General features: G+C 73.6%; 13 protein-coding genes. 2 read left to right on the top strand and 11 right to left on the bottom strand.

What is annotated here, in order from left to right:
• Positions 1–12: 12 nt before the first annotated feature.
• From ACWC5C_RS10435 to ACWC5C_RS10405, 7 genes are all read right to left on the bottom strand, one after another.
• Positions 13–543 carry a GNAT family N-acetyltransferase gene (locus tag ACWC5C_RS10435; protein ID WP_450875027.1) on the bottom strand — a complete coding sequence of 177 codons (531 nt, stop codon included), beginning with the start codon at positions 541–543 and terminating at the stop codon, positions 13–15.
• A gap of 72 nt (positions 544–615) precedes the next feature.
• The gene (locus ACWC5C_RS10430; RefSeq protein WP_450875026.1) at positions 616–1500 is read right to left on the bottom strand and encodes an ATP-grasp domain-containing protein; all 885 of its coding nucleotides are present in this window, start codon (positions 1498–1500) and stop codon (positions 616–618) included.
• An 86-nt stretch (positions 1501–1586) separates the two neighbouring features.
• Positions 1587–3269, bottom strand: coding sequence for a DUF885 domain-containing protein (locus ACWC5C_RS10425; RefSeq protein WP_450875025.1), 1683 nt, complete (start codon positions 3267–3269; stop codon positions 1587–1589).
• Positions 3270–3380: 111 nt separating this feature from the next.
• On the bottom strand, positions 3381–4667 hold the full coding sequence (locus ACWC5C_RS10420; protein ID WP_450875024.1) for a GNAT family N-acetyltransferase: 1287 nt from the start codon (positions 4665–4667) through the stop codon (positions 3381–3383).
• A gap of 162 nt (positions 4668–4829) precedes the next feature.
• Positions 4830–5360, bottom strand: coding sequence for a DUF1990 family protein (locus ACWC5C_RS10415; protein ID WP_450875023.1), 531 nt, complete (start codon positions 5358–5360; stop codon positions 4830–4832).
• 60 nt (positions 5361–5420) lie between these two features.
• On the bottom strand, positions 5421–7004 hold the full coding sequence (locus tag ACWC5C_RS10410; protein WP_450875022.1) for an alkaline phosphatase D family protein: 1584 nt from the start codon (positions 7002–7004) through the stop codon (positions 5421–5423).
• A gap of 124 nt (positions 7005–7128) precedes the next feature.
• Positions 7129–7875, bottom strand: coding sequence for an SDR family oxidoreductase (locus tag ACWC5C_RS10405; protein WP_450875021.1), 747 nt, complete (start codon positions 7873–7875; stop codon positions 7129–7131).
• A 159-nt stretch (positions 7876–8034) separates the two neighbouring features.
• Here ACWC5C_RS10405 and ACWC5C_RS10400 point away from each other — a divergent pair, with 159 nt between their 5' ends.
• A complete protein-coding gene (locus ACWC5C_RS10400; protein WP_450875020.1) occupies positions 8035–8778 on the top strand; it encodes a GntR family transcriptional regulator in 744 nt (247 codons plus the stop codon).
• Positions 8779–8857: 79 nt separating this feature from the next.
• Here the strand turns inward: ACWC5C_RS10400 and ACWC5C_RS10395 are convergent, their stop codons facing one another.
• The gene (locus ACWC5C_RS10395) at positions 8858–10039 is read right to left on the bottom strand and encodes an ROK family protein (RefSeq protein WP_450875019.1); all 1182 of its coding nucleotides are present in this window, start codon (positions 10037–10039) and stop codon (positions 8858–8860) included.
• Between the two features lie 135 nt (positions 10040–10174).
• On the opposite strand from ACWC5C_RS10395, the gene ACWC5C_RS10390 reads away from it, so the two are divergent.
• Positions 10175–10594, top strand: a complete 420-nt coding sequence (locus ACWC5C_RS10390; protein WP_385444289.1) for a hypothetical protein — start codon at positions 10175–10177, stop codon at positions 10592–10594.
• A gap of 18 nt (positions 10595–10612) precedes the next feature.
• Here ACWC5C_RS10390 and mug read toward each other — a convergent pair whose 3' ends face one another.
• The 3 genes from mug to ACWC5C_RS10375 form a co-directional block, all read right to left on the bottom strand.
• A complete protein-coding gene (gene mug / locus ACWC5C_RS10385; RefSeq protein WP_385444288.1) occupies positions 10613–11167 on the bottom strand; it encodes a G/U mismatch-specific DNA glycosylase in 555 nt (184 codons plus the stop codon).
• A 30-nt stretch (positions 11168–11197) separates the two neighbouring features.
• Positions 11198–12631 carry an adenylosuccinate lyase gene (gene purB / locus ACWC5C_RS10380; protein ID WP_450875018.1) on the bottom strand — a complete coding sequence of 478 codons (1434 nt, stop codon included), beginning with the start codon at positions 12629–12631 and terminating at the stop codon, positions 11198–11200.
• Positions 12632–12726: 95 nt separating this feature from the next.
• Complete coding sequence (locus ACWC5C_RS10375; RefSeq protein WP_385444285.1) at positions 12727–13497, bottom strand: SGNH/GDSL hydrolase family protein; 771 nt, start codon at positions 13495–13497, stop codon at positions 12727–12729.
• Positions 13498–13508: the final 11 nt, after the last annotated feature.

Below are 13508 nucleotides of genomic sequence, written 5' to 3'. Positions count from 1 at the left end.
AGGCCGAGCCCGTCAGGCCCGGGTCACGGTGCGCTCGTAGACGTACAGGTCGCCCCGGTCCGCCGTGCGCGAGAAGTCCGCGCGGTGCAGTACCCGCTGGGAGGGGATGTTCCACGGCTCGGTGGTCGCGATGACGGTACGGACCTCCGCCCGCTCCGCGGCCCACTCCATCATCAGCCGCAGCGCACCGGTCGCCCAGCCCGCGCCGCGCGCCGAGTGGGACAGGTCGTAGCCGACCTCCACCTCGTACTCGCCGGGCGCGGGCGGCCCGTGGAAGCCGATGCTGCCGAGGGCGACGCCGTCCTCGGCGCGCAGGATGGCGTAGGTGCCCCAGGGTGACTCGTAGTACCCCGCCGCCGCGGCGCGCGCGGTCATTCCGGCGGCACCGATGGACGCGTCGCCGGGGACGCCGTCGATCCAGTCGAGATCGCCGGGCTTGCCGTCGGCCACGACGGCCGCGTCCCCGGGCGTGTGCTCGCGCAGCGTCATCCGGTCGTTCCGCAGCACGAACCGGCCGTTCTCGTGCGCCTGCTGGTACGCCACCTGGGGCCCTTCCTCGCCTGAGCCACGGCGAGGATGCGCGCGGCCCAGCGAGACTGTACCGGGGTAGCCCCCCTAGCGAGCGGCGGCCGTGGTGAGGGCCGTGAACAGGGGCTTGGCCTCGGTGGTCCGGGGCAGGCCGCTGACCTGGGCGTCTCCCGCCTCCACCACACGCCAGCGGCCGTCCTCGCGCAGGGCCAGGTCCGTGGTGATGAAGCGGCAGGCCAGCTGGCGGACGGCCGGGGCCACCTCGGACAGGTCCGGGGCGGGGGTCAGGCCGGGCGTGTCGGGGTGGGGGCCTATGAGGGCCGGTTCGCCGTCGAGCCACCAGACCCGGGCCTCGCCCACCGGCCGGTACGGCTCGTACGCGCGCAGCACCACACCCCCGGTGAGGTAGTCGCCCTGCAGCTCCACGAAGCGGGCGACGACCGAGGCCAGCCGGGCGGTGTCGGCGAGGTCGGGGACGTAGCACGCCTCCGCCCACTCGTGCTTGCGGGACTTGACCCAGTCCTTCACCACCGCCGGACCCGCCCCGCCGAGCCGCGCGGCCAGCCGCGCCAGCGCGTCCGGCGCCACCGCCCGGCCGGGCGGCAGCGGCAGCCAGGCGCTGCGCGGGGTCAGCGGGGCGAAGACCTCGTACCAGCCGGGGAGTTCATGCGCGGTGCGGTACCGCTCCGGCGAGGTGAGCAGGGTGTGGCCGCGGTCGGCGAGGGCGGCGGACAGTTCGGCGTACCGCCCGGCGGACAGCATCCAGCCGCGGTACCAGACGGGACCGGCGTCGCGCTCGCCCCGCGCCACCGCCCGCACCGCGCCCGCCGGGTCCCCGGCGATCAGGGCCTCGTGGTCGACCAGCGCGACCGTCGCCCCGGTCGCGCGCACGGTCCGGGCCTCCTCGGCGAACTCGGGGTCGACACGGCGCGGTGCCAGCGGATCGCGGGAGAAGAGGAATACGGGACGCATGGAACGGACCCTAAGAAGCGGGGCGGCCGGGGCACAACACGATCGCGGATACCGTCCGGCCACCCCGTCAAAGGTCCTCCGGAGGGTCAGAGCGCGGACAGCTCCGCCACCAGGTCGTCCAGCCCCAGCGACCCCTGGGACAGCGCCGCCATGTGCCACTTCTTGGCGTCGAAGGCGTCGCCGTGCGCCTTACGGGCCGCCTCCCGCCCGGTCAGCCAGGCCCGCTCGCCCAGCTTGTAGCCGATGGCCTGGCCCGGCATGCCCAGGTAGCGCACCAGCTCGCTGTCGAGGAAGTCGGCGGGGCGGCCGCAGTGCTGCCCGAAGAACTCCCGAGCCAGCCCCGGCGTCCAGCGCTCACCGGGGTGGAACGGCGAGTGGCCGGGGATCTCCAGCTCCAGGTGCATGCCGATGTCGACGATCACCCGCAGCGCCCGCATCATCTGCGCGTCGAGGTAGCCGAGCCGCCGCTCCGGGTCGGTCAGATAGCCCAGCTCGTCCATCAGCCGCTCCGCGTACAGCGCCCAGCCCTCCGCGTTGGCGCTGACCATGCCGACCGTGGCCTGGTAGCGGGAGAGCCGGTCGGCGACGTGGGCCCACTGGGCGAGCTGCAGATGGTGGCCCGGGACGCCCTCGTGGTACCAGGTCGAGACCAGGTCGTAGACGGGGAAGCGGGTCTCGCCCATGGTGGGCAGCCAGGTGCGGCCGGGGCGGGAGAAGTCCACCGACGGCTGGGTGTAGTACGGGGCGGCCGCGCTCCCCGGCGGGGCGATCATCGACTCGACCCGCTTGACCCGCTCGGCGAGGTCGAAGTGGGTGCCGTCCAGCTGCTCGATGGCCTCGTCCATCAGCCCCTGCAGCCAGACCCGGGTCTCCTCGACGCCCTCGATGTGCACGCCGTGCTCGTCGAGGTGGCGCAGCGCCTCCCACGGGGTGGAGCCGGGCAGGATCTTCTCCGCCTCGGCGCGCATCTCGGCGTGGATGCGGTGGTATTCGGCCCAGCCGTACGCGTACGCCTCGTCCAGGTCCAGATCGGTGCCGTTCCACATGCGGGACCAGCGCTGGTAGCGCTCGCGCCCCACCACCTCCGGGGCGCCCTCGACGCCCGGGCCGTACACATCGCGCAGCCAGTCGCGGAGGGCGGCCAGCGCCCCGGTGGCCGCGGCCGCCGCCTCGTCCAGCTCGGCGCGCAGCGCGTCCGGCCCCTCGGCGGCGAAGTCGGCGAACCAGCCGCCGTCGGTGCCGATCCACTCGTCCAGCTGGCCGAGAACCGTGGCCACCTGCCGGGGACCTGCGGGCAGGTCGCGCCGCAGCCCCTCGGCGAGCGAGGCGCGGTAGCCCTCCAGCGCGCCGGGGACGGCGCGCAGCCGGGCCGCGATCGCCGACCAGTCGTCGTCGGTGGCGGTCGGCATCACGGTGAAGACGCTGCGCACCGAGTGCAGCGGGGAGTGCAGATTGCTGACCGCGCGCAGCGACTCACCGGCCTCGTGCACGGCGAGTTCGGCGGTCAGCCGCTCCCGCAGCAGCCGCCCGCAGCGCCGCTCGGCGTCACTGTCCGCACCGGGCCGCGCCTCGGCCTCGGTCAGCCGCTCCAGGGTGGTGCGCGCCAGCTCGGCGGCGGCCTCCGCGCCCGTGGGGGAGAAGTCGGGCAGACGGCGTGCGCTCTCGGGAACGCCCAGGAAGGTGCCGGTGATCGGATCGAGTGCGATGAGGGCGTCGACGTAGGTGTCGGCGACCTGTCGGGGCAGCGGAGCGTTCTTGGAATCGGACATGGGGCCATCCTCGTACGACCGGGGGCGCGGCGTCATCAGCGTAGGCATGTCACGCGCCCGCGCCGCCGAGGCGTGGCCGGGACCCGCGCCCGGGCCCCGGCCGACCGCTCATCAGCCGGTCTGCGGGGCAGGCGCCGGGGCCGGGGCGGGCACCTGTGCCGGGTCGAGCTGGGCGGTGATCACGAGCGTTCCCTGCTCGATCTGGTAGTCCAGCGGCAGCCCGAGGCCGCGCATCGCCGCGACCATCCCGGTATTGGCCGACCGGGTGACCGCGTACACGCATTCGCTGCCCGTCTCGACGGCCATCGCGACCAGCCGCCGCAGCAGCTCCCCGCCGATGCCGCGCCGCTGCCACGCGTCCTCGACGATCAGCGCGACCTCGGTCTCGTCCCCGTCCCAGAGCAGATGGCCGAGGGCCACCAGCCGTCCGGAGGTGGTGTACGCGGCGAGGGTGCGGCCGAAGCGCGGGCTGAGCAGGTGGTCCAGATAGCGGTCGGCGTCGCCGACCGGACCGTGGTAGCGCCCGCCGAGCGTGGCGGGCGAGCAGCGCTCGTGCATCGCGCGGGCCGCGGCCAGGTCCCGGGTGTCGGCCCGGCGTACGGTGACCTCGTTGCCCTCGGGCAGCGTCAGCACATCGCGGCGGTGCGGCAGCCGAGGGCCGAGCCGGGAGTCCAGCTCGACCAGCGCGCGGGCGCGCGCGAACTCGGTCGGGGTGAACGGCAGATGCGGCCGCTCGATGATGAGCGCCCCGCCGGACGGGTCCCGCAGCCGTATCACGGTCTCCTCCAGCACCCCCTCGACCGGCGGCGTGTCCTCCAGCGGGCGGCCACCGAGCGAGGTGGCCGGAAGCGAGTGGAGGGTGCAGCGGCCGAGCAACTGACGCAGCGCCAGCGGAAGTTCGGCGCCGTCCAGCGCGGTACGGGTCGCCAGCGTCAGCACCCGGGTGGGCGCGTCCACCAGATCGTGGGCGTCCGCGCACTCGATCCAGGTGTCGCTGCCGCCCCCGGCGGCGATCGCGCGCCTCAACTCGTCGACGGGTACGGCGGCGGGGGCGCGCAGCAGGAACTCGTCCACGGTCCCGTCGGCCAGCGGATGGGTCTGCAGCGAGAGGATGTCGACCCGGTGACCGGCCAGCGCCCCGCACAGCACGGCCAGGGTGCCCGGCTCGTCCCGTACGGTCGTCCGTATACGCCACAGCGCGGTCGCGGTGTCTTCCTGCGGGGAGTTCTCCGGGGCGCCCGCGGCCTCGGCCGCATCGGTCCGCATGTCGTCCGCGGGCTCCGGTGAGGACTCCGGCACCGGCGGGGCGTGGCCGTGTAGTCGGCGCCACCAGGCGGGCAGCCGCCAGCCGTCACGGAGCCGGGTGGGACGGTGGTCGGATGTCGCTCGAGGAGTCATGGAAAACAGCCTCGCGCAACGGTGTTGCGTGATCACAAACGCTCTGTGACCTATGGGTTAAGTGTGCATCTGCTCGCAGAAGCTCATTTTGTCCGATACTAAAAGGTCACGCGATCAAGGAGTCACGCATTCGAATGGTCACGCGATCGAGGCGAGGCGGATTCACCTGTTTCCCCCACCCGCGAGCCGCCGCAGCACCCGCCCGCAGCGGCGCGCGTACGCCCGCTGGAAGAGCGGCACCAGCGGCGCCACCGCCCGGGTCAGCCGCACCGCCGGTCGGCTGAACGCCGTGACCGTCAGCCACACCGAGCCGTCCCGCTCCCGGCTCACCACGAACGACTCCTCGCCGCACTCCGGATGGCCCGGCAGCGTCCCGTACGCGAAGCCGATCTCCGCCTCATCCGCCACCGTCCACACCACCTCGCACGGCGCGCGAAACCGCAGCGGCCCGGCCCCCAGCCCCACCACGACTGTCCGCCCCTCGGCGGCGGGCCCGTCGGCGCGGATCGTGACCCCGACCGCCCGGTGCATCCGCCAGTCCAGCACCGCACGCCCCGCGGCCGCGAACACCTCCGGGCCCACTCCGACCCGGGTCCGTACCCGCAGCTGCCCGTACCCGGCGGGCAGCGGCCAGCGCCGCGTGGCGCCCACCTCCGGATAGGTGAGGCGGGAGGACGGAACGGAGGAGCCCATGGGCGGTACGGTACGCGTCCCCCGGAAAGGGGGCCGCGCACCGTGAGCGACGGGCTGCCGCTACTGGCCGACCAGGCCCGGTTTGAGGGCCTTGGTGAACAGGACCGTGCCGCCCACCTCCAGCAGGCGGACCGTCAGCTCGCCGCTGTCGCCGTCGATCTCCACCTCGCCGTAGAACTGGTAGCCCTCGGCGGGCGAGACGTTCGCGCGGTCCGGGGCCTTGACGAAGGGCTGCTCCGGGCCGAACGTGCCGTCCAGCTTCACCGCCGGGAAGGATCCAGCGTTGATCGGGCCGGTGACGAACTCCCAGAACGGCGCGAAGTCCTTGAACGCCGCCCGCGACGGGTCGTAGTGCTGCGCCGAGGTGTAGTGGACGTCGGCCGTCAGCCAGACCGTGCCGGTGATCTTCTGGTGCTTGATGTGCCGCAGCAGCTCCGCCAGCTGCAGCTCACGGCCCAGCGGGGCGCCCGGGTCGCCCTGGGCCAGCGCCTCGAAGTCGCTGTTCCCGTCCGGGACGACCAGGCCCAGCGGCATGTCGCAGGCGATCACCTTCCACACCGCGCGCGACCGCGACAGCTCCCGCTTCAGCCACGTCAGCTGCTCGGCGCCCAGGATGCCCTGGGTGTCCTCGGGCTGGCGGCCGGGCGAGTTGGCGTCGCGGTACGTACGGCAGTCCAGCACGAACACGTCCAGCAGCGGGCCGTGGTGCTGGACCCGGTACACCCGGCCGCTCGCGTCCGGCCGCAGGCTGCTGATCGGGAAGTACTCGGCGAACGCCTGCCGGGCGCGGGCCGCCAGCACGTCCACCTTCTTCTCGGTGTAGCGGTCGTCGGCCAGGATCTCGCCCGGGTACCAGTTGTTCACCACCTCGTGGTCGTCCCACTGGGTGATGGTCGGCACCTCGGCGTGGAACCGGCGCAGATTGGTGTCCAGCAGGTTGTAGCGGAAGTTGCCGCGGTACTCGTCCAGGGTCTCGGCGACCTTGGACTTCTCCGGCGTCATGAGGTTCCGCCAGGTCGAGCCGTCGGGCAGCTTGACGGTCTCGGTCAGCGGGCCGTCGGCGTAGATGTTGTCGCCGCTGCACAGGAAGAAGTCCGGGTTGCGGCGGCGCATCTCCTCGAAGACGCGGTAGCCGCCCTGGTCCGGGTTGATGCCCCAGCCCTGCCCGGCCAGGTCGCCCGACCAGACGAAGCGCACGCCCTCGCGGCGCTCGGGCACCGTACGGAACGTCCCGTACACCGGCTCACCGGTGCGGCGCGGGTCCTCCGGGTCGGCGAGCAGCACCCGGTAGTGCACCTGGCTGCCGGACGGCAGACCGTGCAGCGCGGTGCGGCCGGTGAAGTCCGTGCCCGGCCCGACCAGCGGCCCCCGCCAGCGGCGCGGGCGCGTGAAGGACTCCGTCGCGGAGGTCTCCACGATCATCCGGGCGGGCCGGTCGGAGCGCACCCACACCAGACCGGACGACGACGTCACGTCCCCGGTCTGCACGCCCCACCGGGCGCTCGGGCGGCCCGACAGCGCCTGCGCGGGCGCCGCCGATGCCACCCCCGACGCCGCGGCGGGCAGCGCCAGCGCCGCGGACGCGGCCGCCGACCCCTGCAGTACTGAACGCCGCCCGATCCCTCTGCCGGATTCCCGCGCCATGGTGGAGCCTCCCGTTGCTCGTAGAACAGCTGTGCAGGTCTGTTGCTATCGGTGCGAGATGCCTCATTCCCGAACGGACAGTAAACAGCAGGCTGTTCCCAGGAGACCCGGCGCGGCGCGGCGGCTACAGACCGCCCGCCACCCGCAGCACCGCTCCCGTCGTGTACGACGCCTCCGGGGAGAGCAGCCACACCACCGCGCCCGCGATCTCGTCCGGCTCTCCCGGACGGCCCATCGGCACCCGCTCCGGATTCCGCCACGGCCGCTCCGGGTCACCCATCCGCGCGTGGATGTCGGTGAGCGTCATACCCGGCTGGACCGAGTTGACCCGGATGCCCTCGGCGGCCAGTTCCTTCGACAGACCGACCGTCATCGCGTCCACGGCCGCCTTGCTGGCCGCGTAGTGCACGTACTCCCCGGGGCTGCCGGTCGTCGCCGCGCCGGAGGAGACGTTCACGATGGCGCCGCCCTGGCCGCCGTGCCGGGTGGACATCTCCCGGGCCGCGCGCCGCGCGCACAGCAGGGCGCCGGTCACGTTGACGTCCACGACCCGCCGCATGACCTCGGGCGACGTCTCGGTGAAGCGGCCCAACGGCCCGGTGATCCCGGCGTTGTTGACCAGCCCGGTGACCGGGCCCAGCTCCTCGCGCACCGCGTCGAACATCGCCTCGACCTGCTCCGCGACGCTCGTGTCGGCCTGGACGACGGTGGCCCGTACGCCCTCCGCGCGCACCAGTTCCGCGATCTGTTCCGCGGCCTCCCGCGCCTGCTCGTAGCCGATCGCCACGCTGTGCCCGGCGCGCGCCAGCCGCACCGCCACCGCCGCCCCGATGCCACGGCTTCCGCCCGTCACGACCGTGACCTGGTCCATTGCCTCAGCTCCCGCCCCGTTACGTCCCCGATCGAATGATCATGACGATAGCTGATCGTGCATTGGTCTTGACCAAGTGTGGGCCCCGCCCTATGGTCACATGGATACTGCAACAATCTTTAATAAAGAAGCGCGCATAAACAGCAGGGGGAGATCAGGGTGGGGACCACGCAGCTCGACTCGGTGCCGGAGCCGAAGTACTGGCATCTGAAGACCGTGCTCAGCGACGCGCTCGACTCGGAGTTCGCGGTCGGGGAGATCCTGCCCAACGAGCGTGAGCTGGCCGCCCGCTTCGGCGTCGCCCGCGCCACCCTCCGGCAGGCTCTCGAACAGCTGGAGCTGGAGGGCAGGCTGCAGCGCCGCCGTGGGGTCGGCACCACCGTCGCGCCGCCGCGCGTCGGCGTGGCCGTCGGGGACTACACCCACACCTGGACCGAGGCGGGCGACGACGCCTGGGCCTGCGTCGACAGCGTCGAGGCCGTGCCGCCCGCCGCGGTCGTGCGGCTCCTCGACACCGACGCCGACGCCCCCGTGCACCGGGTGCGGCGCACCCGGGTGAGCCAGGGCCAGCCGCTCGCCGCCGAGCTGCTGTACGTACCGGCCGCGTCCGTTCCCGGCCTCGCCGCCATCGAGACCCCCAGCGGGCTGGCCCGCGCCCGGGCCGTGCTGCGTGAGCTGAGCCGCCTGAAGCTGGAGGGCCGGGAGCAGTCGGTGGAGCTGGGGTCGGCGCGGGCGGACGACGCCAAGGAGCTGGACCGGCTGCCCGGCGCGCCCGTCCTCGTGGTGACCACCCGCTACGTCGCGGAGAACCGCACCGCGGCGGTCGCCGTGGCCACCTACCGCGCCGACACCTGCCGCCTCACCTTCGGCGACCAGAGCGGCGTCGAGCTGCTGGCGGGCTGAGCCGACCTGGTCCGGTCCGCTTGTACGGGCCTCAGCTTCTACGGACCTCAGCTTCTACGGGCCTCAGCTTCTACGGGCCTCAGCGGCGAGCGGTCACCGTGCTGTCCACCGCGAACAGCTCCGCCTCCACATGGTCCAGCGCCAGCCGCAGCGCGCCCGTCGTCACCGCGGCCTCGCCCAGCAGCGACTGGGCGACCTGCGGCGGGCGCAGGCAGTAGCGGGCCAGCTCGTCGCGGAGTGGGTCCAGCATGCCGTCGAGGTCCGCGGCCCAGCCGCCCACCACGACCACCTCGGGGTCGAGCGCCAGCACCAGGGCCGCCGTGTCGTGCACGAGCCGCCGGATGAAGCGGTCCACGGCCGCGCGGGCCCGCGCGTCGCCGTCCCGGGCGAGCGCGAAGACCCGTACGACCTGCGCCTCGTCCAGCGGGTTCAGCGGTTCGCCGGTGGTGGACAGCACCTCTTCGGGGCTCGCCTCGCGGCCCAGCAGATGCAGCGCGCCGATCTCCCCGGCCGCGCCGCCGTAGCCTCGGTGCAGCCGCCCGCCGATCAGCGAACCGGCGCCCGGACTCAGCCCGGCCAGGACGAAGACGACGTCGTCGGAGCCGGACGCGGCGCCCTTCCAGTGCTCGGCCACGGCCGCCGTGTTCGCGTCGTTCTCCACCAGCACCGGGCACTGGAACGAGCGCCGCAGCCGCTCGCCGAGCGGCAGGCCCGTCCAGCCCGGCAGGGCGGTGCACAGATGGACGGTGCCGTCGGCCTCCACGATGCCGGGGCTGCCCACCCCGACCGCCCGCAGCGAGGGGCGCGCGACCCCGGCGCTCCGGAGCAGATCCGCGGCGGCGGCCCGCACCCGGTCCAGCCGTTCGTCCGCCGGTGCCTTCTCGGACACCTCGCGCACCGCCGAGCCGAGCGCCCGCCCGTCCAGATCCGACAGCAGGGCGGCGACCCGGTGCGCTCCTATCTCTATGCCCAGCAGATGTCCGGCCTCGGCGCGGAAGCGGAAGCGGCGCGCGGGGCGGCCCTGGCGGCGGACCCCGCCCTCCTCGGCGGGCACCTCCGCCGCGAGCCCACTGTCGATCAGCCCGTCGACCACGCCCTCGACCGTGGGCCGGGACAGGCCGGTGGCCAGGGTGAGGTCGGTGAGCGACGCGGAGGCGGCGTCCGGCGGCGCGGAAGCGGTGGCGGCGCGCAGCGCCTGCAGCACCACGGCGGAGTTGATGCGCCGCAGCAGGGACGGATCCCCGCCGGTCAGCCGCCCCACGTCGGTCCCCCTCCCACTGAGTGTGTGCCGGATCGTATCTGCTGGGGGCGGGCACGGCGAGCCGCCCGCGAACCCGCGTACGCCCCGGCACCTGACGGGCGGCCAGATGTCGGTCCCGGGTTGTTTACTGATGGCATGACCAGTACGGCGGACCACCTGGCCACGATCGACGTTCTGCGCGCCCGGGACTTTCCCGCGCAGCGCCGGGGCCCGGGGTTCCACGTCGCCGACCTCCGGGTGAGCGAGGACTTCTGGGACGCGGACCTGACCCGGGTGGAGGAGGTGCTGGAGGAGTTCGAGGCCGAGCTGAGCGTCCTCGTCCAGGTGCTGACCTTACGGTGGGGCGCCCCCAGCGTCCTCGACCTCGCGGACGTCCTGGAGCGCTCGGCGATGGGCGAGCCGGTGCCGCCGCTGCTGGACGACCTGTGCGGCTATGTGCCCGCGCTGCACCTCTGGCAGGTGGACGGGCGCTGGGTAGGCCTCGGGGTGGGGCAGGGCGACCGGGAGCTGCCGTTCCAGCTGCTGGTGGCGATAGGGGAGCCGGGCGCCGCCTGAGGCCAGCCGTCAGCCGGGTCAGCCCGGGGCCTGCGCGTCCGCCTCGGCGGCGGCGCGCAGCCGGGCGTACTCCTCCGCCATCGCCGCCTTCGTCCAGTGCGCGTTGAGCCCGCTGGGGTTGGGCAGGGCCCAGACGCGGGTGTCCCCGATGGTCCGTTCCTGCGGGCCGATCTTCGCCCGCTTGTCGCCGAACGCGACCCGGTAGGCGGTGACGCCCGCCACCGCGAGCCAGCGCGGCCGCAGGCGGCGGACCTTCTCCTCCAGGATCCGGCCGCCCTCCCGGTACTCCTCGTCCGACAGCTCGTCGGCCCGCGCGCTGGCCCGGGACACCACATTGGTGATGCCCAGCCCGTACGACGGCAGCTCCCCCTGCTCGGAGGGGTGCAGCAACCGAGGGGTGAACCCCGACGCGTGCAGCACCGGCCAGAACCGGTTGCCCGGGCGGGCGAAGTGGTGGCCGGTGGCGGCGGTCATCAGCCCGGGGTTGATGCCGCAGAAGAGGACCCGCAGGCCGTCCCCGACCACATCGGGGACGACGCGGTCGCGGGCGGCCTCCAGCTCGTCGGGGGTCACCGGGGCAGTTCCTCGGGGGTCACCGGGGCGTCAGAGGATCGAGCCCGGTGCGTACGCCGCCGCCTCGGGGTGCTGCTTGGCGATCTCCTCGATCCGGGCGACCACTACGCCGACCTGGTCGGCGGCCGCGCCCGTGAACGACAGCTTGTCGGCCATCAGCGCCTCCAGCGCCGCCCGGTCCAGCGGAATCCGCTCATCGGCGGCGAGGGAGTCGAGCAGCTCGTTGCGCTCGGCGCCCTGCTCGCGCATCGCGAGGGCGGCGGCGACCGCGTGCTCCTTGATCGCCTCATGGGCGATCTCGCGGCCCACCCCGGCCCGCACGGCGCCCATCAGCACCTTGGTGGTGGCGAGGAAGGGCAGGTAGCGGTCCAGCTCGCGGGCGACGACGGCGGGGAAGGCGCCGAACTCGTCGAGCACGGTCAGGAACGTCTCCAGCAGCCCGTCGAAGGCGAAGAACGCGTCCGGCAGCGCGACCCGGCGCACCACCGAGCAGGACACATCGCCCTCGTTCCACTGGTCGCCCGCCAGCTCGCCGGTCATCGAGGCGTAGCCGCGCAGGATCACGGCGAGGCCGTTGACGCGCTCGCAGGAGCGGGTGTTCATCTTGTGCGGCATCGCGGACGAGCCGACCTGGCCCGGCTTGAAGCCCTCGGTCACCAGCTCGTGCCCGGCCATCAGCCGGATCGTCTTGGCCAGCGAGGACGGGGCCGAGGCCAGCTGCACCAGGGCGGTGACGACCTCGTAGTCCACCGAGCGCGGGTAGACCTGGCCGACCGAGGTGAACGCCTGCGCGAAGCCGAGGTGACCGGCGATCCGGTCCTCCAGCTCGGCCAGCTTCCGGGCGTCGCCGCCCAGCAGGTCCAGCATGTCCTGCGCGGTGCCGACCGGGCCCTTGATGCCGCGCAGCGGGTACCGGCCGAGCAGGTCCTCCAGCCGCCCGTAGGCCACCAGCAGCTCGTCCGCCGCGGTCGCGAAGCGCTTGCCGAGGGTGGTGGCCTGCGCGGCGACGTTGTGCGAGCGGCCCGCCATCACCAGCTCGGCGTTGTCCGCGGCCAGCTTGCCGAGCCGGACCAGCGCGGCGACCGTACGGTCCCGGACCAGCTCCAGGGAGAGCCGGATCTGCAGCTGCTCGACGTTCTCGGTCAGGTCACGGGAGGTCATGCCCTTGTGGACGTGCTCATGACCGGCGAGGGCGTTGAACTCCTCGATACGGGCCTTCACATCGTGCCGGGTGACCTTCTCGCGCTCGGCGATCGAGGCGAGGTCGACGTCCTCCAGGACCCGCTCGTAGTCGGCGAGGGCCGCGTCCGGCACCTCGATGCCCAGGTCCTTCTGGGCACGCAGTACGGCGAGCCACAGCCGCCGCTCCAGCGTCACCTTGTACTCGGGGGACCACAGGACGGCCAGCTCCGCGGAGGCGTAGCGGCCGGCCAGGACGTTCGGAATGCGCGGCTTACCAGTCACGTGCACAGAGTCTACTGGCCGTATCCCCAGGCCAGACCGGTGCCCACCGGTCCGGCCCGACCGGCGCCCACCGGCCTGCCCCGGTCAGCCCCCGGTCAGCCCTCGTACGGCAGGAGTTCGCCCCGCTTCGGCGCCCGGCCGTCGCCCGAGGAACGGCCCGTCAGCCGCCGGACGATCCACGGGCCCAGGTGCTCGCGGGCGAACCGCGCGTCCGAGGTGCGGCGGGCCAGCCAGCCCGGGCGGACCGCGGGCGGCAGCGGCGCGTCCCAGTCCCCCTCCGGCTCATGGCCCAGCGCCTGCCAGACGGCCTCGGCGACCCGCCGGTGCCCCTCGGCGTTCAGATGGAGCCGGTCGTCCGCCCACATCCGGGGATCGCCGACCGCCTCGGAGGCGAACACGTCCACGACCAGCGCGTCATGCCGTGCGGCCAGCTCGTCCACGAAGGAGAACAGCTGCTCCATCCGCGGCTGGAACCGCTCGAACACCGGGCCGCGCCGCCCGGGGCTGCGCATCAGCACCAGCGTCTTGCAGCTGGGCGCGAGCCGCTCGGCCGCCTCCTCCAGGAGGCCGCACACCCGTCCGACGTCGCATTTCGGCCGCAGGACGTCGTTCCCGCCGCCGACCAGCGTGACCAGGTCCGCGCCCATCGCGGCCGCCGGTCCCGTCTGCTCGTCGACGATCTGGCCGATCAGCTTCCCGCGCACGGCGAGATTGGCGTACTGGAATCCGGGGGTGCGGGCCGCCAGGCGGGCGGCGAGGAGATCCGCCCAGCCGCGGTAGCCGCCGTCCGGGAGGACGTCGGACATGCCCTCGGTGAAGGAGTCGCCGACCGCGACATAACTGGTGTAGGTGGTGTTCGTCTGCATGGCTCGGGCGA

The organism is Streptomyces sp. NPDC001700, assembly GCF_053596435.1.
This window is presented reverse-complemented; position numbering and strand designations above follow the sequence as displayed.